Below are 20,018 nucleotides of genomic sequence, written 5' to 3'. Positions count from 1 at the left end.
TGCGAAGCTCAGCGGGCGCGTGCGGCCCTGCGCCTACCGGTATCGGCCCCCGGCGCCGCTTCTTGACGGCGCACGGCGCACCTCGCCTGTTCAGTCGGCGACGATCCGGCCCAGTACCCATGCCCACGCCGGGAGTGTCACCAGCGACAGCAGGATCCCGTAACCGACCAGCGCGGCCGCCAGCCGCGGCGCAAGACCCGCAGCGATCGCCAGTGCGGCTGCGGTGATCATGCTCGGCATCGCCGACTCCAGCACATTGGCCTGCAGCATCGTGCCGGACATGCCGAACAGCAGCGACAACGGCAGGGCGATCGCCGGCATCACCAGCAGTTTGAGCACCAGCCCGGCCGCCAGCGGCCGGAGTTCGTCCCGCGGCATGCGCAGCTGGATCGATAGCCCCACCGCCAGCATCACCAGCGGCAACAGCGCGCCGGCGAGATTCTCCAGCGCGGAGGCGATCCATGCCGGCGGCGCTGCCGGCATCAGCGTCAGCCCGAACAGCAGCGCCCAGACCGGCGGAAAGCGCACGATGCGCCGCGCGATGTCGCGCCAGCCGGGCGGTGTGTCGCCGCTGTAGCGTGCGATCACCGTCAGGCCGAATGTCGACAGCAACACGAAGGTGCCGAACTGGTCGTAGACCACGGCATAGGCCACCGCGTCCTGTCCCAGCAGCGCGGCGATCATCGGGTAGCCGATGAAGCTGCTGTTGCACAGTGCCACGCACAGCAGCAGCACTGCGGTCTCGTCGCGGCGGAAGCGCAACCAGCGCGCCACCGGCAGCACCAGTGAGACCGTCGCGACTGCCAGCAGCCACGGGGTTGCGGCCACGCCGATCAGCGAGGCGTCGAACTGCAGCTTCGGCACGTGCACCAGCACCGCGGCCGGCAGGCACACATACAGCACGACGAGGTTGAGCACCTCGGCGGCATTGGCCGGCATCACCCGCAGGCGGGCGAACAGCATGCCCAGCGCAAGCATGGCCAGGATCAGGGCAAAGGCATCGAAGGCCATCGGGGCCGGACGTCACGAAGGGAGCGCGTGATCCTAGCGGACGCGTGTGGCGTCCGCGGCGATGCGCGAAGAACACTGCGTCGGATGCGGCCGGCGCGTGCCGGCCACATCGCGAGACCTTACTCGCCGAGCGTCAGCAGCGAGGCGTTGCCGCCCGAGGCCGTGGTGTTGATGGTCACGGTCTTCTCGGTGGTGAAGCGGGGCAGGTAGTGCGAGCCGCCGGCCTTGGGGCCGGTGCCCGACAGGCGCTGGCCGCCGAAGGGCTGCACGCCGACGACGGCGCCGATCTGGTTGCGGTTGACGTAGACGTTGCCGACCCGCGCGCGCGATGTGATCGTCTCGACCGTCTCGTCGATGCGCGAGTGGATGCCCAGCGTCAGGCCGTAACCGGTGTTGTTGATCGCGTCGATCACCGCATCGAGCTCGTTGGCCTTCCAGCGGATCACGTGCAGCGCCGGGCCGAAGTTCTCGCGCTGCAGCTGCGACAGCGACTGCAGTTCCCACGCGCGCGGCGCGAAGAACGTGCCGTGCGCGGTGGCCTCGCCGACGGGCGTGGTCGCGATCAGACGTGCTTCGCTGGCCATGCGCTCGGCGTGCGCGTCGAGCATGCGCAGCGCGTCGGCGTCGATCACCGGGCCGACGTCGGTCGACAGCAGTGCCGGATCGCCGACGGTGAGCTCCTGCATCGCGCCGGCCAGCATCTCGAGCACCTTGTCGGCGATGTCGTCCTGCACGAACAGCACGCGCGCGGCCGAGCAACGCTGGCCGGCCGAGGTGAACGCCGAACCCAGCGCATCCTTGACCAGCTGCTCGGGCAGCGCGGAGGAGTCGGCGATCAGCGCGTTCTGGCCGCCGGTCTCGGCGATCAGCGTGCCGATCGCGCCGTCGCGCGCGGCGAGCGCGCGGTTGATCGCCAGCGCGGTCGCGTTCGAGCCGGTGAACACCACGCCGGCCACGCGCGCATCCGAGGTCAGCGCGGCGCCGACGCTGGCGCCGTCGCCGGGCACGTACTGCAGCACGGCGTCCGGCACGCCGGCTTCGTGCAGCAGCTTGACCGCGGCATGGCCGACCAGCGTGGTCTGCTCGGCGGCCTTGGCGATGACGGTATTGCCGGCCGCGAGCGCGGCGGCGATCTGGCCTGCGAAGATCGCCAGCGGGAAGTTCCACGGACTGATGCAGACGAACACGCCGCGGCCCGAGAGCTGCAGGCTGTTGGATTCGCCGGTCGGGCCGGGCAGCGCCTCGACGATGAACAGACGGCGCGCCTCGCCGGCGTAGTAGCGCAGGAAATCCACGGCCTCGCGCACTTCGGCCACGCCGTCGGGAATCGTCTTGCCGGCTTCGCGCGTGCACATCGCGATGTATTCTGGCGTGCGCGCTTCCAGCAGGTCGGCGGCGTGCTCGAGGATCGCCGCGCGCGAGGCGGCGGGCATCGCGTTCCAGTCGGCGTGCGCGTCGGTCGCATTGCGCAGCGCCTGCTCGACGGTCGCGGTGTCGGCGGCCTGCCACTGGCCCACGCGCACGCGGCGGTCGGCGGGGCTGGTGACCTCGATCGTCTCGCCGCTGCTGGTCGCACCCGGCACCAATGGACCCGCGGTCCACGGGCCGGCATGGGCCCGGATCTGTTCGGCGAGTGCGGCGAGCTGCGCGTCGTTGGCGAGATTGACGCCCATGGAATTGCTCCTGTCGTGCGACTGGCTGCGGTAGAGGTCGACCGGCAGCGGAATGCGGGGGTGGGGAATGGATTCGAAACCGGACACGACCTCGACCGGATCGCGGATCAGGTCGTCGATCGCGACGTCCTCGTCGCTGATCCGGTTGACAAAGCTGGAGTTGGCGCCGTTCTCGAGCAGGCGCCGCACCAGGTACGGCAGCAGGTCCTCGTGCGAACCGACCGGCGCATAGACGCGGCAGGCCACGTCGAGGCGATTGGCCGGGATGACCTCGGCGTAGAGGTCGTCGCCCATGCCGTGCAGCTTCTGGAACTCGTAGGGCTTGGCGCCGCCGGCGGCCGGCAGCAGGGTCGTCGCCATGCGGTGCACGGCGGCGATGGTGTGCGCGTTGTGGGTCGCGAACATCGGATAGATCGCATCGGTCGCCGACAGCAGGCGACGCGCGTTGGCCAGATAGCTGACGTCGGTGTTGGGCTTGCGGGTGAACACCGGATAGCCCGGATGGCCCTCGACCTGGGCGCGCTTGACCTCGCTGTCCCAGTACGCGCCCTTGACCAGACGCACCGGAATGCGACGGCCATGCGCGCGGGCCAGGGCAGCGATCCAGTCGATGACGAACGGCGCGCGCTTCTGGTAGGCCTGCACGACGATGCCGAAGCCGTCCCAGCCGGCCAGCGACACGTCGGTGAGCGCGGCCTCGATGACGTCGAGCGACAGTTCCAGGCGGTCGGCTTCCTCGGCGTCGATGGTCAGACCGATCCGATGGCCCTTCGCGCGCTGGGCAAGGTCGAGCACCCGCGGCGCCAGTTCGCCCAGCACACGCTCGCGCTTGGCGTGTTCGTAGCGCGGGTGCAGCGCCGAGAGCTTGACCGAGATCGACGGCGCGGTGATTGCGTCCTCGAACGGGCCCGTGCGCCCGATCGCGTCGATCGCATCGCGGTAGGCCTTCAGATAGCGGTCGGCATCGGCCTGGGTCAGCGCGGCCTCGCCCAGCATGTCGAACGAATAGCGGTAGGCGGCGTTGTCGCCCTTGCGCGAGCGCGACAGCGCCTCGCCGATCGTGCGGCCCATGACGAACTGGTGGCCCATGATCCGCATCGCCTGGCGCACCGCAAGCCGGATCACCGGCTCGCCGACGCGGCCGATCAGGCGCTGAAACGCGTTGTGGACGTTGCGCTTGGTGTCGTCGGCCAGATCGACCAGGTGCCCGGTCAGCATCAGCCCCCAGGTCGAGGCGTTGACCAGGACCGAATCCGACTGGCCCATGTGCTTGCGCCAGTTGGCCTCGCCGAGCTTGTCGCGGATCAGCGCATCGGCCGTGTCCTGGTCCGGAATGCGCAGCAGCGCCTCGGCCACGCACATCAGCAGCACGCCTTCCTCGCTGCCGAGGTCGTACTGCTGCATGAAGGCCTCGATCGCGCCCTGGTCCTGCGCGCGCGCGCGGACCCGGCGCACCAGATCGGCGGCCGTGGCCTGGATCGCGGCGCGGTCGGCGTCGGGCTGGCGGGCCTGTTCGAGCAGCGCGCGGACGCACTCTGTTTCATCGCCGGTCCAGGCGGCGGTGATCGCGGCGCGCTGCGGCAGGAGGGAGGTCGCAGGAGCGGCGGACGACGGACTGGCGTTCAAGGCGGGACGACCGGCATAAGACAGAAGCGGAATTCTAGCCTGCCGACCCCCTCGGCCACTGTGCGCAACCCGCCCGAAGCGGGGGCGTCGCGTTCAGCGAATGACGCCCGAGGTCGTCGTGCGACCAGCGTTGCAGAGGCAGGAGGTCGGCGCGCGATGCGGGGCCTGAGGAGGCGTCGAGTGTCGTGCTCACGACGACCGGCGGGTCGCCTCGGCGGCGCCGGTCGATTGCCAGATGCGACCGGGTGGTGCCGATGCGATGAGGGGGGCGCCTGCGGGTGCACCGCTCGCCGGGACTCGGCAGGCGCTCGCGCGTTGGCAGCGGCGGTGGACCCGCGTCGGGCGGCAGTGCCCGGGACGTGCCGGGTGCGGGGCCTGAGCGGCACCGCAGTGGGTCGGCATCGGTAATGAAAACGGGAGAACGGTAAGCCTTGGGGGTATCCTCGACTGCGTACGACAGGCTGAGCCCCTCGCCACGCCTCCGATACCGGGTCCGATCCGGGGAATCGTGAGGTTGCGGCAGCGCGGCTTGCCCCTGTCGAACGCCGACAGCTACCATTCATGCGTTATTCGCAGTACGCCGCCGCTCCTGCGTATGTCTCCCGGTCTCCAATGCCGGGAGAGGACGGACGCGTTCCCGCCAGCACCAAGGCCAGCTCAGGTATGGGGTCCGATGTGAAGCAAGGCGCTTGTTTTAAACGGTGTGCGTCCAGGATGTGGATCAGTGGCGCAACTGCGCTGCTCGCTTCCACGAACGTTCTGGCGCAGTCCGCCGATCCCAAGCCGTGGCAGCTCAATATGGGCCGCGGGGTCACCACCTCCGCCCAGCACGCCTACGACGCGCACATGCTCGCGTTGTGGGTCTGCGTGGTGATCGGCGTGCTGGTGTTCGGCGCGATGGCAGTGGCGATGTTCCGCTTCCGCAAGTCGCGCGGGGTCACCGCGGCGCAGTTCAGCCACAACACCACGGCCGAGATCATCTGGACGGTCGTCCCGATCGTCATCCTGGTGCTGATGGCGGTGCCGGCCACGCAGAAGCTGATCGCGATGTACGACACCCGCGACTCCGAGATGACCGTCAAGGTCACCGGCGTGCAGTGGATGTGGAAGTACGAGTACATGGGCGAGGACGTGGTGCTGACCAGCCGTCTCGACCGCGAGAGCGACCGCCTGCGCCAGAGCCGCGACACCACGCGCGCCGAGCTCGATGCCCACGGCCACTACCTGCTCGACGTCGACAACCAGCTGGTGTTGCCCACCAACACCAAGATCCGCTTCGTCGTGACCGCCGACGACGTGATCCATTCCTGGTGGGTGCCGGCCTTCGGCTGGAAGCAGGACGCGATTCCGGGCCTGGTCAACGAGGCCTGGACCGAGATCCTCGAGCCGGGTGTCTACCGTGGCCAGTGCGCCGAACTGTGCGGCAAGGACCACGGCTTCATGCCGATCGTCGTGCGCGCCGTGCCGCCGGAAGAGTTCCAGACCTGGCTCGCCGCCGAGAAGGCCAGGAACGCGCCGGCCATTCCCGTACCGGGCGAGCCCGGACCCGCCGACGCCGCACCCGCACCGTCGCCTGACGCCGCGCCCGCCGAGGCTGCCGCCTCCGCCACGCAGTCCCCGTCCGCCCCTGCCGCGCCTGCGGCCGGCTGATCGATCGAGGCACACCGCACATGTCGACGACGCACCCCGCCACCGCTGACGCGCACCACGACGATCACCATGCCCACCCGCAGGGGTTCGTCCAGCGCTGGTTCTTCTCCACGAACCACAAGGACATCGGCACGCTGTATCTGCTGTTCTCCTTCGTGATGTTCATCATCGGCGCGGCGATGAGCGTGATCATCCGCACCGAACTCGCCGCGCCGGGCCTGCAGCACGTCAGTCCGATGTTCTTCAACCAGATGACCACCATGCATGCGCTGGTGATGATCTTCGGCGGCGTGATGCCGGCCTTCGTCGGCCTGGCCAACTGGATGATCCCGCTGCAGATCGGCGCGCCGGACATGGCGCTGCCGCGCATGAACAACTGGTCGTTCTGGATCCTGCCGTTCGCGTTCACGATGCTGCTGCTGACGCTGTTCCTGCCCGGCGGTGGCCCGGCCGGTGGTTGGACGCTGTACCCGCCGCTGTCGCTGCAGGGCGGCAGCAACGTCTCGCTGACGATCTTCGCCATCCACATGATGGGCATCAGCTCGATCATGGGCGCGATCAACGTCATCGCGACGATCCTCAACATGCGCGCCCCGGGCGTGGACCTGTTGAAGATGCCGATCTTCTGCTGGACCTGGCTGATCACCGCGTTCCTGCTGATCGCGGTGATGCCGGTGCTGGCCGGCGCGGTCACGATGCTGCTGACCGACAAGTTCTTCATGACCTCGTTCTTCAACGCCGCCGGCGGCGGCGACCCGGTGATGTACCAGCACATCTTCTGGTTCTTCGGGCATCCCGAGGTCTACATCATGATCCTGCCGGCGTTCGGCATCGTCTCGGAAATCATCCCCACCTTCAGCCGCAAGCCGCTGTTCGGTTACCAGGCGATGGTCTACGCGACCGCGTCGATCGCGTTCCTGTCGTTCATCGTGTGGGCGCACCACATGTTCACCGTCGGCATGCCGCTGGGCGGCGAGATCTACTTCATGTTCGCGACGATGCTGATCGCGATCCCGACCGGGGTGAAGGTGTTCAACTGGGTGTCGACGATGTGGCGCGGTGCGATCACGTTCGAGGCGCCGATGCTGTGGGCGATCGCGTTCGTGATCCTGTTCACCATCGGCGGCTTCTCGGGCCTGATGCTCGCCATCGTGCCGGCCGACTTCCAGTACCACGACACCTATTTCGTCGTCGCGCACTTCCACTACGTGCTGGTGACCGGCGCGCTGTTCTCGATCATCGCAGCCACCTACTACTGGTGGCCGAAGTGGACCGGGCGCATGTACAGCGAGTTCTGGGCGAAGGTGCAGTTCTGGTGGACGATTATTTTCGTCAACCTGCTGTTCTTCCCGCAGCACTTCCTCGGTCTGGCCGGCATGCCGCGCCGCATTCCCGACTACAACGTCGTGTTCGCCGACTGGAACCTGATCAGCTCGATCGGCGCGTTCGGCATGTTCGCAACGCCCTTCATGATGTTCGCGATCCTGTTGCATTCGAAGCTGCGCGGCGCGCCGGCCGCGGCGCGTTCGTGGGAAGGCGCCAAGGGCCTGGAGTGGACGGTGCCGTCGCCGGCCCCGCACCACACCTTCGCCAAGCCGCCGGTACTCAAGCCCGGCGATCTGGCCCACGACGACATCAGCCATTGATGCCGATCGCGATGACCACGCCCGATCCCGGTTCCGATCTCGCCACCCGCCGCCGTCGTGCACGGCGGACGGCGGTGACCGTGGCGGTGATCGCGGCGCTGGTGTACATCGGTTTCATCGCGCGCGGGGTGCTGCTGTCGTGAGTGACGACCTGCGCCCGGCGGACGCGCGGACCGACACCCGGCCGAAGTCGAAGACCGTCGGCATCGGCAAGCTGGTCGGCATCTCGATCGCCGCCTTCGCCTTCACCTTTTCCCTGGTGCCGCTGTACCGCATCGCCTGCGAGAAGGTGTTCGGCATTCGCCTGGAGAACAGCGCGATCGCCGCGCCGGCGACCAGCGCGACGCCGGCCGAGCGCTGGGTGACGGTGGAGTTCGACGCGACGGTGAATTCGCGGCTGCCGTGGTCGTTCCGGCCCAACGAAACCCGCATGCGCGTGCGCGTGGGCGAGCAGTACGAAACCACGTACTACGCGCACAACGACAGCACCGCGCCGGTCGTCGGCAGCGCCACGCCGTCGGTGGCCCCGGCGCGCGCGTCGGGCTTCTTCCAGAAGACCGAATGCTTCTGCTTCACTGCGCAGACGCTGGAGGCGGGCGAGACCCGCGACATGCCGGTGCGCTTCATCATCGATCCGTCGTTGCCGCCTGACGTCAACACGGTCACGCTGAGCTACACCTTCTTCAAGAACGATGTTCTCACTTCGCGTCTGGCCGCCCATGCGGCGCCGGCACGCGGCACTCCGGGTGTGGTCGCGGCGCCCTGAGCCCGTACCACGCCTTCCGACCACCACGCATCGACGATCCGGACACCGCCATGGCCCACGCCAAGCCCGAGCAGGACCCCGACCTCTATTTCGTGCCCCACGACAGCAAGTGGCCGGTGTTCGCATCGGTCGCGCTGTTCGTCACGATGCTGGGCCTGGCCAGCTGGTTCAACGAAGCCAGCTGGGGCCGGCCGATGTTCTTCGTCGGCATCGCGGTGCTGGCGCTGATCCTGTTCAAGTGGTTCGCCGACGTCGTGCTCGAATCGGTGTCGGGCTACTACAACAAGCAGGTCGACCTGTCGTTCCGCATGGGGATGGTGTGGTTCATCTTCTCGGAGATCATGTTCTTCGCCGCATTCTTCGGTGCGCTGTTCTACGCGCGCACGCTGTCGCTGCCGTGGCTGGGCGGCGAAGGCTCGGGCGCGATGACCAATGCGGTGTTGTGGGACGGCTACAGCGCCGCGTGGCCGTCGGCGGGTCCGGGCGATGTCGGTGGCGCGTTCCAGACGATTCCGGCCTGGGGCCTGCCGCTGCTCAATACGCTGATCCTGCTGGCCTCGGGTATCACGATCACCATCGCGCACCACGCACTGCGCGCCGCGCACCGCACCCAGCTGCTGGTGTTCCTGGGCGCGACGATCCTGCTCGCCTGCGTGTTCCTGTTCTTCCAGGCCGAGGAATACGTGCACGCCTACCGTGATCTGAACCTCACGATGGGCTCGGGCATCTACGGCTCGACGTTCTTCATGCTCACGGGCTTCCACGGCGCGCACGTGACGCTCGGCACGATCATGCTGATCGTGATCTGGCTGCGCTGCTACCGCGGCCACTTCACCAAGGAAAACCACTTCGCGTTCGAAGCAGTCGCCTGGTACTGGCACTTCGTGGACGTGGTCTGGCTGATCCTGTTCCTGTTCGTCTATGTGGTTTGAGAACAGGGATTGGGGATTACCGGACATTCGTCCGTTGAAAGCTGGGATTCGGGATTCGAAACGGCGTGCGGATCATTGCCTTCCCGAATCCCCAATCCCCGCTCCCCAATCCCGCCACACGGGGTTGACGGCGTCAGCCGTAAACCCCGTGTGGCTTGATCCACCCCATCCAGATTGCCAGCAGCACCAGCAGGATCAGTCCGACCGACAGACCGATGCGACGCGTGAGCGCCTTCACCGTGCGGTCGGTCGTGCCCTTGTCGGTCATCATGTAGAACAGCGCGCTGCCCAGGTTCCACAGGATCAGCAGCACGAAGGCGATGATCAGCAGCAACTTCAGCGAATCGTTCATCACCATCGCAGGCTCCGGGACACGGGGTATGTGCGGCGATTATTGCAGCCTGCAGAGCGTCGCGCGTGAGTCTGCGTAGTACCCGCATCTTCGGCTGGACGCTGGCCGTGTTGACGATCGCGGCCTTCGTGTCGCTGGGTCAGTGGCAGCTGTCACGGATGAGCCAGAAGCAGGCGACGCTCGATGCGGTGGCCGTGACGCTCGACGCCCGCACGCCTGTCTCCCTGTCCGCTGCCGGCGATGCCGCGCGCGCCCGTGACTACGACTGGAGCGGCGGTCGCGGCCGCTTCGTCGAACAGCCAGCCTTCGTGCTCGACAACCAGATCCAGGCCGGCGTGCCGGGCCTGCGGGTATATCGCCTGTTCGCGCCCGACGATGCGCCGCCGCTGCTGGTCGATCTTGGCTGGACCGCGCTCGTCGAGCGCAGCACGCGTTTTCCCGATGCCGCCATCGTGCGCGGCGACGGTCTGCTCGGCCGCGATCTCGAACTGCGCGGCCTGCTCGCGCCGCCGCCATCGCCGGGTCTTGCGCTCGGCCCGGCGCTCACGCCCGGCGACGCGGTGCTGATGACCCGGATCGACATCCCGGCGATCGCGGCCGAAGCCGGCCTGCCGACGTTGCCGCCGCGGGTACTGCGGCTCGACCCCGCGCTCGATGTCGGCTATCTCCGCGATCTCGATGTGCTGCCAAACACGCTCACGCCCGACAAGCACCTCGGCTACGCGGTGCAGTGGTTCGGGCTGGCCCTCGCGGTGCTCGCCATCGCCCTCGTGCTTACGTTCCGGACCCGCCGCCGATGAATCCGTCTCCCGCGCAGACGCTGCCGCCCGCGCAGCGCAACCGTAACCGCATGCTGCTGGTGCTGATCGTGGTGCTGTTTCTCGGCAGCGCGGTGGTCGCCGGCGCGTTGCGGTTCTCGGGCTGGCGCCCGACGGGGATGCAGAACAGGGGTGAGCTGCTCGATCCGCCGGGGGATCTGCGCGCGCATCCGCTGCACCTGATTGATGGCGGCAGTTACGAATGGCGTCCGGCCGAGCGGCGCTGGCGCATCCTTGTCGCGCCGCCGCGCGATTGCGCGCAGGCCTGCGTCGAGCTGTCGCAGCAGCTCGATCTGGTGTGGCAGCTGTTCGGGCGCAATGCCGATCACGTCGACATCCTGTGGGCGGGCGCGGTGCCCGAGGGTGCGGTGCGCAATCCGGCGTGGCGGCTCGTCGAAGCTGACCCGGCGTTGCGTGCGACATTACCGCGCATCGACGGCGGCCCCGGCGAAGCGGACAATGGCGTCCCGGCCTACGTCGTGGACCCGAACGGGTTCGTGATCCTGCGCTACGCCCCCGGCTTCGATCCGGGCGATCTGCGCAGCGACATGGCCAAGCTGCTGAAACTCAAGTGATGACCCACACGCCTCCCACGCGCGCGACATCCTTCCGTCCGGCGACCCACAAGCATTTCCACCGCATCGCCTGGCTCGCCACCGCGCTGACGCTGTGCGTGATCGTGTTCGGCGCCTTCGTGCGGCTGTCCGATGCGGGACTCAGCTGTCCCGACTGGCCCACGTGTTACGGCCGCGCGGCGTGGCCGCAGGCGGCGTCCGAAGTCGTCGACCACACGGCGAGCGCGATCCGCGAGTTCGAATGGCACAAGGCCTGGCGTGAGCAGGTCCATCGCCATCTCGCGGCGACGCTGGGCGTGCTGGTGCTGGGTCTCGCGCTGCTGGCCGCGCGCCGTCGCCGCTTCGGCATGCTGCAGATCATCGGCGCGTCGGCGCTGGTGGCGCTTGCGATTCCGCTGTACATGCAGGGCCACGTCATGGCCGCGCTCGGCATCGCCGCGCTCGGCGAAGCGCTGCTGCTGATCGCCGCCTTGCGCTGGTCGAATGTCGATCTCGCCCGCGCGGCCGCGCTGACGCTGGCGGTGGTGATCTTCCAGGCGCTGCTCGGCAAGTGGACGGTCACCATGCTGCTCAAGCCGGTGATCGTCATGGGTCATCTGCTCGGCGGCATGCTGACGTTCTCGCTGCTGCTGTGGATGGCGTGGCGGGCGACGGTGCAGCCGATCGTGCTGGTCGATGCGCCTGCGCTGCGACGCTGGACGCTCGGCGCGATCGCTCTGGTCGGCGTGCAGATCGCGCTCGGCGGCTGGGTCAGCGCGAACTACGCCGCGCTCGCCTGCGGCGCCGGCGGCTGGGTCACCGATGCGCACCATTACGTGGATTTTCCGAAATGCGTGGGCGAATGGTGGCCGCAGGCCGACTTCCGCGAAGGCTTCGTGCTGTGGCGCGGCGTCGGCGTGGATTACGAGGGCGGCGTGCTCGACGGCGCGGCGCGCGTGGCGATCCAGCTTGCGCACCGGGTCATGGCGATTGCGGTGTTCGCGTATCTGATCGCATTCGTCGCGCGCCTGCTGCGCACGCCGGGCCTGCGCGGCTGGGCGGTCGCGCTCGCGCTGCTGACCTGCGCGCAGGTCGCGCTGGGCGTGCTCAACGTCAAGCTCGCGCTGCCGTTGCCGGTCGCGGTCATGCACAACGGCGGCGCTGCGTTGCTGCTGTTCGTGCTGGTGTCGCTGCTTGCGCGTCTGAAGCGGCCGGACTGACGTGGCGATCCAGGCACGCGACTACTGGACGCTGACCAAGCCACGCGTGGTGGCGCTGATCGTGTTCACCGCACTGGTCGGCATGTTCCTCGCCGTGCCCGGCCTGCCGCCGTGGCAGGAGACGGTGTTCGGGTTGCTGGGCATCTGGCTGGCGGCGGCCTCGGCGGCGGCGATCAACCATCTGATCGACCAGCGCATCGACAAGGTCATGGCGCGTACCGCGCATCGGCCACTCGCCACGGGGGCGTTGCGCCCGGTGCAGGTGCTGGTGTTCGCGCTGGCGCTGGGCGCGCTGTCGATGGCGATCCTGGTGCGGCTGGTCAATGTGCTGACCGCGGCGCTGACCTTCGCTTCGTTGATCGGCTACGCGGTGATCTATACCGGGTGGCTCAAGCGCGCGACGCCGCAGAACATCGTCATCGGCGGCGTGGCCGGCGCAGCGCCGCCGCTGCTGGGCTGGGCGGCGGTGACCAATATGCAGGGCCAGTGGGACTGGGCGCATGCGCTGCTGCTGGTGCTGATCATCTTCGTGTGGACGCCGCCGCATTTCTGGGCGCTGGCGATCTTCCGCCGCGAGGACTACGCGCGTGCGCTGGTGCCGATGCTGCCGGTGACCCACGGCGTGGCGTACACGCGCTGGCAGATCCTGATCTACACCGTGCTGCTGGTGGTGATCACGCTGTTGCCGGTCGCGATCGGCATGAGCGGGGTGTTCTATCTCGGCGGCGCCGTGGTGCTGGGCCTGGTGTTCCTCTGGTACGCGTGGCGCCTGCTGGACCCGCCGGACGAGTTCTTCGCGATGCGGATGTTCAACTATTCGGTCGTGTACCTGATGGCGCTGTTCGCGTTCCTGCTCGTCGACCACTGGCTGCTGCCGTGGTTGCCGGGCGCCGGTGCCGCGGTCGGCGGACTGGATTTCCAGCGCGTCGGCTGATGATCGCCGCATCCGCTCCGGCGGGCGCAGGGCCCGCCGGCGCAGTGGACCTCAGGACTTCTTCGCGGCCTTCTCGGCCCGCTTTTCCTTCAGGGTCTTGACCGGTTTCTTCTTGGTCTCTTTCTTCTTGTCGAGGCTCTTGGCCATCGTCGCGCTCCGCTGGGATCTGTTGGGATGGCGAGGAACGCAGGTTCCGTGCCGGGTCTGATCCGCCATGCCGCTGCCGGATCACGACGCATCCTACGCCGAGTCGTTCGAGGCGCCCATCGTCGGTGATGTGATTCGCTCGTTTCGATGCGCGAGTTCGTCGCCGGCCGACGATGACCGTGTGCGCGTGCGTCGCTGCAGCCGGGGTCTCCGGCATGCAGCGACACGCCGTGATCGATCAGCCGCCCGCGACCACCGTCGAGGTCGGCGTGGCCTGCAGGCAGGCGTCCGGATCACCGTCCAGGCCGGCCGGCATCTCGCAGGCGCGCGGCTCGAAATCGAGCGTGGCCTGCCATCCGGCGCGGGTGTCCGGGGTCAGGGCGACCTGCACATCGACATCACGGATCGTCACGCGCGCGGTCTGCTGCGCGTCGTGGCGCGTGGCCCAGCCATCGAGCGTAAGGGCGAGCGTGGGATCGAGCAGACGGTTGGCTTCGAGCAACTCACGGGTCTGCGCCAGCGCATCCGGATGGTCGAGGGCGCCGCCGCCGGGCTGGATGTTCACGCCAACCAGCAGGCCGCCCTGCTGCTTGAATGCGACGCGGTCGGCCGGCACGACGATCTGCTGGCCATTGGGCAGACGCAGGGTCACGTCGCGCGACTGGGTGATCGTGTGCTCGGCGGCCAGCGCGCCGTCTTTCTGCGGCCAGGCGAGATCGACCTGTTCGGCGACCGGCGCGGCGAGATCGATATGTAGCGGCTTGGCCAGCGGCGGCGGGGTGTCGATCTTCGCGCAGGCGCCCAGCAGCAACGCGGCGGAGACGACGAGACCGGCGCCGAGGCGGCCGGACTGAAGGCGGGTGGATCGGATCATGGTGGCGACCTGTCGGGGAGGAATAAGGACGGGGGCACCGCGCCGGACCATCTATGCGGACTCGGCGGACGCGTGGTGCTGGACGGACAGGTCGGCCTGACGCAGCTGCGCCACTTCGTACCGGTCGACCCCCCTGCGGGGATCAGACCAGCGCGGAGGTTAAGAAATCGTCGTCGGCACGTAAGCCCTATGTATCTGAAAACGCTTACATTCCGGTATCAGCGGGCGCGCTGCAGCAGCAGTTCCCGCAGCGCCTGCTTGCCGACGGCGTCCAGTGTGCCCTCGCGCTGCTGCCCCAGCAGGTCATCGATGCGCTGCTGCAACACCTGGCGGTCGAGCTGCTGGATCGCGTCCTGCAGCTCCTGCGCCCACGAAGCTTCGTCGCCGGCGAGCTCCTGGATCGCGAGCTTGTGCAGTGCGGGTGCCTCTTCACGGTCCTCGAACTGCGACAGCAGGCCGCCGGTGGTGATGTCGGGGCGCACGCTGCCGATCGCGATCAGTTCGGTCAGCAGCTCGATGCCGGGCTGGCGCAGGGCGACGAAGGGGTAGGGCGGCGGCAGATGCGCAGCCAGGCCGGGCTTCTGCAGCAGCAGCGCGATGGCGTGCCGCACCACGCTGCGCTTGGGCGGCGGCGCGCCGCGTCCGCCGCGCAGCATGCGGCGCGGGGCGGCCTGCTGGGTCTGCGTCGCCGCGCCGCCGATGCCGGTGAGCTCGCTCAGCCGCTGGCGCATCAGGTCGGCGAAGGCGCCGTCGGGAATCTGCGCGAGCATCGGCTTGGCGCGTTCGGCCAGCCGGGCCTTGCCGTCCAGCGTCGACAGGTTGATGCCCTCGCCCAGGGTGTCGAAGAAGAACGTCGACAGCGGGGTCGCCTGCGCCAAGCGCGCCTCGAAACCGGGCGCGCCCTCGCTGCGGACGATGGTGTCGGGATCCTCGCCGTCGGGCAGAAACAGGAAGAACGCCTGACGTCCATCGCGCATGCGCGGCAGCACCGATTCCATCGCACGCGTCGCGGCGCGCCGGCCGGCGGCATCACCGTCGAAGCAGAAGAACACGTCAGGCGCGTTGCGGAACAGCAGCTCGGCGTGATCGGGCGTCGTCGCCGTGCCCAGTGTGGCGACCGCCTGCGGTACGCCGAACTGGAACAGCGACACCACGTCCATGTAGCCCTCGACCACCACCAGCCGCTCGATCTTCTGGTTGGCCTGGCGCACCTGCCACAGGCCGTAGAGTTCGCGGCCCTTGTGGAACAGCGGCGTCTCGGGCGAGTTGAGGTATTTGGGCGAGTCTTCCGGCTTGAGTACACGGCCGCCGAACGCGATCACGCGGCCGCGGCGGTCGTGGATCGGGAAGATCACCCGGTCGCGGAACTTGTCGTAGCTGTGGCCGCGGTCGTTCTTTGACAGCAGGCCCACCTTCTCCAGCACCGCGATGCGGCGTGCGTCGTCCTTGCCCAGGGCGTCTTTCAGTGCGGAGAAGCCGTCGGGCGCGTAGCCGATCGCGAACTGCTCGCGGATCAAAGCGTCGACGCCGCGGCCATCGAGATAGGCGCGCGCGGCGTCGTTGCCGGCGAGTTCGCGGACGAAGAAACGCGACGCGGCATCGAGCGCGTCGTACATCGGCGCGCTGTCGGGCCGCGCCTCGCGCTGCTGGGCGTCGCGTGGGATTTCCATGCCCGCGCGTTTGGCCAACTCGTCGACCGCATCGAGGAATTCGAGGCGGTCGTAATTCATCAAAAAGCTGATTGCGGTGCCGTGCGCCCCGCAACCGAAGCAGTGATAGAACTGCTTGGTCGGCGACACGGTGAAGCTCGCCGAGCGCTCGTCATGGAACGGGCAGCGCGATGAATACTCCTTGCCTTGCCGCTTCAGCGGCACGCGCGCATTGATCACTTCGACGATGTCGGTGCGCGCCAGCAGGTCGTCGATGAACGCGTCGGGGATGCGCGCCATCAGCGTGTCCCGCGCAGGTATGCACACGCGACCGCAAGGCGGACGCGGAACAGGCGGGATGGAGTGGGGACGACGCGGATCATGCAGGCGCTAGGATGCCACGCGCCACGCCCAATGCCGCGCCTGGAACTCAGCTCGCCGGCGGCGGCGCCTTCGCGAGCGCGGTGGCCTGGCGTTCGGCGCGCTTGCGCAGGGCGCGGTCGACCGAGCTGCGACGCACGCGTTCGTCGATGACCGCTGTGATCAGCGCGCCGACGAAGAAGATCGTCGCCGCGTAGTACATCCAGACCAGCAGGATCACCAGCGTGCCGAACGAGCCGTAGGCGCTGCCGGGTGCGGCGTGGGTCATGTAGATGCCGATGCCCCAGCGTCCGACCACGAACAGCACCGAGGTCACGACGCCACCGAACAGGGCCTGGCGCCAGCGGACGCGGCGGTCGGGCAGGTAGTGGTAGAGCACGGCGAACGCGAACGAATAGAGCACCAGCATCATCGTATTGCCGACCAGCGGCAGGATCGACGGCACGTTGGCGAAGATGAACTCCACCGCCGTCGTCATCAGCGTCGACACCAGCACCAGGAAGCCGAGCGCGAAGACCACGCCAGCCGAGAACACGCGCTTGCGCAGGAACACCATCAGGCCGCCCGGCAGGCGGTCGCCATCGGTGCGGAAGATCAGGTTCAGCGTGCCCTGCAGCTGGGCGAACACGACCGTTGCACCGACGAACAGCAGCAGCGTGCTCCACAGGCCGGCGAGGGAGCCGATGTCAGGTTGCTCGGTTGCGTTCTGGATCACGGTGCGGGCGACATCGCGTGCGCCGTCGCCCGCCAGCGCGCCGATCTGCGCGAGCAGCGCCTCCTGTGCCGCCGGGTACAGCGACGCGGTGATCCACAGCACCAGCACCAGCATCGGTGCCAGCGAGATCAGGGTGTAGAACGACAGCGACGCGGCCTGGGTCAGCAGGTCGGCATCGACGAAGCGCTTGACCAATGCAGCAGGCAGGCTCTCCTCGATCCGGGACACTCCCTTGTCGACGCGCGTGCGCAGGCGGCCCCAACGGGTGTGGCGTACGGGGGCGTCGGATTCAGGCGTGTCGTGGGGCGATGTGCTCATGCGGGGCGATTCGTGAGGGCCGACAAGGGATGCGCGCGCACCCACTGCGGCGCTGCCGTCACCTTAGGCACCGCTGCGTATCGGCGCGTGAAGCGTTGCGACACTTCAGTGCAGCGCATCGGCGAGTGCATGCAGGGCATCGCCTTCGAGCCGCTGCACCGTCCAGCCGTCCTGCGGCTGTGCACCGAGCGCGCGATAGAAGCCGATCGCCGGCGCGTTCCAGTCGAGGACCGTCCACTCGAAACGTCCGCAGTTGCGCGCGATCGCGAGTGCGGCGAGGTGGCGCATCAGCTGCAGACCGATACCGCGCCCGCGAAATGCGGGCCGCACGAACAGGTCTTCCAGATACAGGCCGCGACGGCCGAGGAAGGTCGAGAACGTGTGGAAGAACAGCGCGAAGCCGGCGGGCGTGCCGTCGGCTTCGGCGATCACGACTTCGGCCGCGGGCGCGTCGCCGAACAGGGCGTCGGCGAGCAGCACCTCGTCGGCAACGACGGCATCGGACAGGCGCTCGAAATCCGCCAGTTCGCGGATCAGCGCGAGCACCAGCTGCACGTCGTCAGGACGTGCGGGACGCAGGACGATGCCGTGGTCGGCGCGCGTCATCAGTTCGACAGCGACTGCTTCACCAGGCGCGACACCAGGCCCATGTCGGCCTTGCCGGCCAGCATCGGCTTCAGCACACCCATCAGCTTGCCGATGTCGGCCGGGCCGGCGGCGCCGGTTTCGGCCTTGGCGCTGGCGATCGCGGCTAGGATCTCGTCTTCGCCGAGCTTCTCCGGCAGATAGCGCTCGATGATGACGATCTCCTCGCGCTCGACCTGGGCCAGGTCCTCGCGGCTGGCCGCCTCGAACTGGCTCACCGAATCACGGCGCTGCTTGACCATCTTCTCGAGCGCGGCCAGCACCGCGGCATCGTCGAGCTCGATGCGCTCGTCGACTTCGCGCTGCTTGATCGCCGCCAGCATCAGGCGGATCACGCCGAGGGCGTGCTTGTCGCCGCCCTTCATCGCGGCCTTCATGTCTTCGGTGAGTTGCTGCTTCAGGGTCATGTCGGGCTCCGGGTGCAACGGGTGCGGGAGGCGCCGGGACCGGACCGGTCCGCGGCGGAAACGACAAAAAGCCGGCGGCGCAATGCGCTGCCGGCTTTTCGCGTCATCGAACGGTCGAACCGGGGAACCCCCGGCCCGGGCCGATCAATACAGGCGCTGGCGCTTGGTGACGTCGCGCGAAACGCGACGCGACTGACGCTTCACTGCAGCAGCAGCCTTGCGCTTGCGTTCCTGGGTCGGCTTCTCGTAAAACTCGCGCTTGCGGGTTTCGGCGAGCACACCGGCCTTCTCGCAGGTGCGCTTGAATCGACGCAGCGCAAACTCGAAGGGCTCGTTTTCGCGGACTTTGACGCTTGGCATGGAATCTCCGGGGATCTGATCGTCCGGTCCTTATGGCCGGCTCGAATCGAATTTCGAATGCGATACCACCGGGCTCAGCCCCGGCGAGCCGCGTATCATAGCCGTCCCCCGCAGCGGTGTGCAAGCCGTGGGGCCGCCGCGCCCGACGCGGCCTTCCGTTCCGCTTCGAAGGCAGTCCCCCGATGAAAGTCCTCGGCATCGAAACCTCCTGCGACGAAACCGGCGTGGCCGTCTACGACACCGCGATCGGCGGCGCCGATGGCCTGCGGGCGCATGCGGTCTACAGCCAGATCGCGCTGCACGCCGAATACGGCGGCGTGGTGCCCGAGCTCGCCAGCCGCGACCACGTGCGCAAATTGCTGCCGCTGGTGCGGCAGACGCTGGACGAGGCGGGCCTGTCGACCGGCGACATCGACGGCGTGGCCTACACCGCCGGCCCCGGTCTGGTCGGCGCGCTGCTGGTCGGCGCCGGCGTCGCCCGCGCGCTGGCCTGGGGCCTCGACGTGCCCGCGATCGGCGTGCATCACATGGAAGGCCACCTGCTGGCGCCGTTGATGGAAGACGATCCGCCGGCGGCGCCATTCGTCGCGCTGCTGGTGTCGGGCGGGCATACCCAATTGGTGGCGGTCGACGCGATCGGCAGCTATCGCCTGCTCGGCGAGACCCTCGACGACGCGGCGGGCGAGGCCTTCGACAAGACCGCGAAGATGATGGGCCTGCCGTATCCCGGTGGCCCGCAGCTGGCGGCCCTGGCGGAACACGGCACGCCCGGCGTGTTCAAGTTCCCCCGTCCGATGACCACGCGCCCGGGCCTGGATTTCAGTTTCAGCGGGCTCAAGACCCAGGTGCTGCTGGCCTGGCAGGGCAGCGACCAGACCGATGCGACCAAGGCCGACATCGCGCGCGGCTTCGAGGATGCGGTGGTCGACACGCTGGCGATCAAATGCGCGCGCGCGCTGGACGCCACGGGTTTCGACACGCTGATCGTGGCCGGCGGCGTCGGCGCGAACACGCGGCTGCGCGAGAAGCTGCGCGCCGACGCGAAGCGCCGCGGTGGTCGCGTGTGTTTCCCGCGCCCGGCGCTGTGCACCGACAACGGCGCGATGATCGCCTTCGCCGGCGCGCTGCGACTCGAAGCCGGCCAGCACGGCGATGCCGCTGTGCATGTGGTGCCGCGCTGGGATATGGCGTCGTTGCCGCCGCTTACTGCGGCGTGATGACCGGACATTGGTCCGTTGAAAGCGGTAATCGGTAATGAGTGATTCGAAAGAGCGGCTCGTCGCGAACGTGGCGATCCCATGCCGAACACTCGCTAAGCTGTTGCTGTTGCTGTTGCTGTT

The 20,018-nt window shown here is 68.3% G+C and carries 19 protein-coding genes; 10 read left to right on the top strand and 9 right to left on the bottom strand.

The genetic code is table 11. The features are described from left to right. Positions 1-90 precede the first annotated feature (90 nt). Positions 91-1,011 (bottom strand): AEC family transporter, encoded by a 921-nt coding sequence (locus J2W68_RS03030; RefSeq protein ID WP_310232687.1) that lies wholly within the window; start codon positions 1,009-1,011, stop codon positions 91-93. A 119-nt stretch (positions 1,012-1,130) separates the two neighbouring features. Next, positions 1,131-4,343, bottom strand: coding sequence for a bifunctional proline dehydrogenase/L-glutamate gamma-semialdehyde dehydrogenase PutA (putA, locus tag J2W68_RS03025; protein ID WP_430539660.1), 3,213 nt, complete (start codon positions 4,341-4,343; stop codon positions 1,131-1,133). Positions 4,344-5,024: 681 nt separating this feature from the next. Here putA and coxB point away from each other — a divergent pair. The 5 genes from coxB to J2W68_RS03000 are packed head-to-tail and all read left to right on the top strand — an operon-like array spanning position 5,025 to position 9,304. Further along, positions 5,025-5,960, top strand: a complete 936-nt coding sequence (gene coxB, locus J2W68_RS03020) for a cytochrome c oxidase subunit II (protein ID WP_310232684.1) — start codon at positions 5,025-5,027, stop codon at positions 5,958-5,960. Positions 5,961-5,980: 20 nt separating this feature from the next. Beyond that, positions 5,981-7,606, top strand: coding sequence for a cytochrome c oxidase subunit I (gene ctaD / locus J2W68_RS03015; protein WP_310232683.1), 1,626 nt, complete (start codon positions 5,981-5,983; stop codon positions 7,604-7,606). Next, a complete protein-coding gene (locus tag J2W68_RS03010; protein ID WP_310233007.1) occupies positions 7,606-7,749 on the top strand; it encodes a hypothetical protein in 144 nt (47 codons plus the stop codon). Before ctaD ends, J2W68_RS03010 begins: the two co-directional genes overlap by 1 nt. Continuing rightward, entirely contained in the window at positions 7,746-8,372 is a 627-nt protein-coding gene (locus tag J2W68_RS03005) for a cytochrome c oxidase assembly protein (protein ID WP_310232681.1), read from the top strand. Before J2W68_RS03010 ends, J2W68_RS03005 begins: the two co-directional genes overlap by 4 nt. A 50-nt stretch (positions 8,373-8,422) precedes the next feature. Continuing rightward, a complete protein-coding gene (locus J2W68_RS03000; RefSeq protein WP_310148117.1) occupies positions 8,423-9,304 on the top strand; it encodes a cytochrome c oxidase subunit 3 in 882 nt (293 codons plus the stop codon). 133 nt (positions 9,305-9,437) lie between these two features. On the opposite strand, the gene J2W68_RS02995 is transcribed toward J2W68_RS03000, so the two are convergent. Continuing rightward, entirely contained in the window at positions 9,438-9,656 is a 219-nt protein-coding gene (locus tag J2W68_RS02995; RefSeq protein WP_232136828.1) for a twin transmembrane helix small protein, read from the bottom strand. A 65-nt stretch (positions 9,657-9,721) separates the two neighbouring features. On the opposite strand from J2W68_RS02995, the gene J2W68_RS02990 reads away from it, so the two are divergent. Genes J2W68_RS02990 through cyoE form a run of 4 tightly spaced genes read left to right on the top strand, consistent with a single transcriptional unit; the run spans position 9,722 to position 13,182 of the window. Next, a complete protein-coding gene (locus tag J2W68_RS02990) occupies positions 9,722-10,456 on the top strand; it encodes an SURF1 family protein (protein WP_310232678.1) in 735 nt (244 codons plus the stop codon). After that, positions 10,453-11,049, top strand: a complete 597-nt coding sequence (locus J2W68_RS02985; protein ID WP_310232677.1) for a hypothetical protein — start codon at positions 10,453-10,455, stop codon at positions 11,047-11,049. The genes J2W68_RS02990 and J2W68_RS02985 overlap by 4 nt, the downstream gene beginning before the upstream one ends. Further along, positions 11,049-12,248 (top strand): COX15/CtaA family protein, encoded by a 1,200-nt coding sequence (locus J2W68_RS02980; protein WP_310232676.1) that lies wholly within the window; start codon positions 11,049-11,051, stop codon positions 12,246-12,248. The genes J2W68_RS02985 and J2W68_RS02980 overlap by 1 nt, the downstream gene beginning before the upstream one ends. A gap of 1 nt (position 12,249) precedes the next feature. Next, positions 12,250-13,182 carry a heme o synthase gene (gene cyoE, locus J2W68_RS02975; protein ID WP_310232674.1) on the top strand — a complete coding sequence of 311 codons (933 nt, stop codon included), beginning with the start codon at positions 12,250-12,252 and terminating at the stop codon, positions 13,180-13,182. 385 nt (positions 13,183-13,567) lie between these two features. Here cyoE and J2W68_RS02970 read toward each other — a convergent pair whose 3' ends face one another. The 6 genes from J2W68_RS02970 to rpsU form a co-directional block, all read right to left on the bottom strand. Then, on the bottom strand, positions 13,568-14,203 hold the full coding sequence (locus J2W68_RS02970) for a hypothetical protein (protein WP_310232672.1): 636 nt from the start codon (positions 14,201-14,203) through the stop codon (positions 13,568-13,570). A gap of 218 nt (positions 14,204-14,421) precedes the next feature. Beyond that, positions 14,422-16,152, bottom strand: coding sequence for a DNA primase (dnaG, locus tag J2W68_RS02965; RefSeq protein WP_310232669.1), 1,731 nt, complete (start codon positions 16,150-16,152; stop codon positions 14,422-14,424). Between the two features lie 130 nt (positions 16,153-16,282). Beyond that, positions 16,283-17,266 (bottom strand): YihY/virulence factor BrkB family protein, encoded by a 984-nt coding sequence (locus tag J2W68_RS02960; protein WP_310232668.1) that lies wholly within the window; start codon positions 17,264-17,266, stop codon positions 16,283-16,285. Positions 17,267-17,371: 105 nt separating this feature from the next. After that, a complete protein-coding gene (locus J2W68_RS02955; protein ID WP_310232666.1) occupies positions 17,372-17,872 on the bottom strand; it encodes a GNAT family N-acetyltransferase in 501 nt (166 codons plus the stop codon). Beyond that, the gene (locus tag J2W68_RS02950) at positions 17,872-18,318 is read right to left on the bottom strand and encodes a GatB/YqeY domain-containing protein (RefSeq protein WP_310232664.1); all 447 of its coding nucleotides are present in this window, start codon (positions 18,316-18,318) and stop codon (positions 17,872-17,874) included. The genes J2W68_RS02955 and J2W68_RS02950 overlap by 1 nt, the downstream gene beginning before the upstream one ends. 144 nt (positions 18,319-18,462) lie before the next feature. Then, a complete protein-coding gene (rpsU, locus tag J2W68_RS02945) occupies positions 18,463-18,678 on the bottom strand; it encodes a 30S ribosomal protein S21 (protein WP_101926061.1) in 216 nt (71 codons plus the stop codon). 182 nt (positions 18,679-18,860) lie between these two features. Between rpsU and tsaD the strand changes: the two genes are divergently transcribed. Beyond that, positions 18,861-19,895 (top strand): tRNA (adenosine(37)-N6)-threonylcarbamoyltransferase complex transferase subunit TsaD, encoded by a 1,035-nt coding sequence (gene tsaD, locus J2W68_RS02940; RefSeq protein WP_310232662.1) that lies wholly within the window; start codon positions 18,861-18,863, stop codon positions 19,893-19,895. Positions 19,896-20,018: the final 123 nt, after the last annotated feature.

This window comes from Luteimonas terrae (assembly GCF_031457535.1).
Taxonomy (GTDB): domain Bacteria; phylum Pseudomonadota; class Gammaproteobacteria; order Xanthomonadales; family Xanthomonadaceae; genus Luteimonas; species Luteimonas terrae_A.
Note: the sequence above shows the minus strand (reverse complement) of the source record. Positions and strands in the feature narration are given on the sequence as shown.

Excerpts from the sequence above, each read along its gene's own strand:
- J2W68_RS03030 (WP_310232687.1), bottom strand. The coding sequence starts at position 1,011 with ATGGCCTTCGATGCCTTTGCCCTGATCCTGGCCATGCTTGCGCTGGGC.
- coxB (WP_310232684.1), top strand. The coding sequence starts at position 5,025 with ATGTGGATCAGTGGCGCAACTGCGCTGCTCGCTTCCACGAACGTTCTG.
- ctaD (WP_310232683.1), top strand. The coding sequence starts at position 5,981 with ATGTCGACGACGCACCCCGCCACCGCTGACGCGCACCACGACGATCAC.
- J2W68_RS03010 (WP_310233007.1), top strand. The coding sequence starts at position 7,606 with ATGCCGATCGCGATGACCACGCCCGATCCCGGTTCCGATCTCGCCACC.
- J2W68_RS03000 (WP_310148117.1), top strand. The coding sequence starts at position 8,423 with ATGGCCCACGCCAAGCCCGAGCAGGACCCCGACCTCTATTTCGTGCCC.
- J2W68_RS02995 (WP_232136828.1), bottom strand. The coding sequence starts at position 9,656 with ATGAACGATTCGCTGAAGTTGCTGCTGATCATCGCCTTCGTGCTGCTG.
- J2W68_RS02985 (WP_310232677.1), top strand. The coding sequence starts at position 10,453 with ATGAATCCGTCTCCCGCGCAGACGCTGCCGCCCGCGCAGCGCAACCGT.
- J2W68_RS02980 (WP_310232676.1), top strand. The coding sequence starts at position 11,049 with ATGACCCACACGCCTCCCACGCGCGCGACATCCTTCCGTCCGGCGACC.
- J2W68_RS02970 (WP_310232672.1), bottom strand. The coding sequence starts at position 14,203 with ATGATCCGATCCACCCGCCTTCAGTCCGGCCGCCTCGGCGCCGGTCTC.
- dnaG (WP_310232669.1), bottom strand. The coding sequence starts at position 16,152 with ATGGCGCGCATCCCCGACGCGTTCATCGACGACCTGCTGGCGCGCACC.
- J2W68_RS02960 (WP_310232668.1), bottom strand. The coding sequence starts at position 17,266 with ATGAGCACATCGCCCCACGACACGCCTGAATCCGACGCCCCCGTACGC.
- J2W68_RS02955 (WP_310232666.1), bottom strand. The coding sequence starts at position 17,872 with ATGACGCGCGCCGACCACGGCATCGTCCTGCGTCCCGCACGTCCTGAC.
- J2W68_RS02950 (WP_310232664.1), bottom strand. The coding sequence starts at position 18,318 with ATGACCCTGAAGCAGCAACTCACCGAAGACATGAAGGCCGCGATGAAG.
- rpsU (WP_101926061.1), bottom strand. The coding sequence starts at position 18,678 with ATGCCAAGCGTCAAAGTCCGCGAAAACGAGCCCTTCGAGTTTGCGCTG.
- tsaD (WP_310232662.1), top strand. The coding sequence starts at position 18,861 with ATGAAAGTCCTCGGCATCGAAACCTCCTGCGACGAAACCGGCGTGGCC.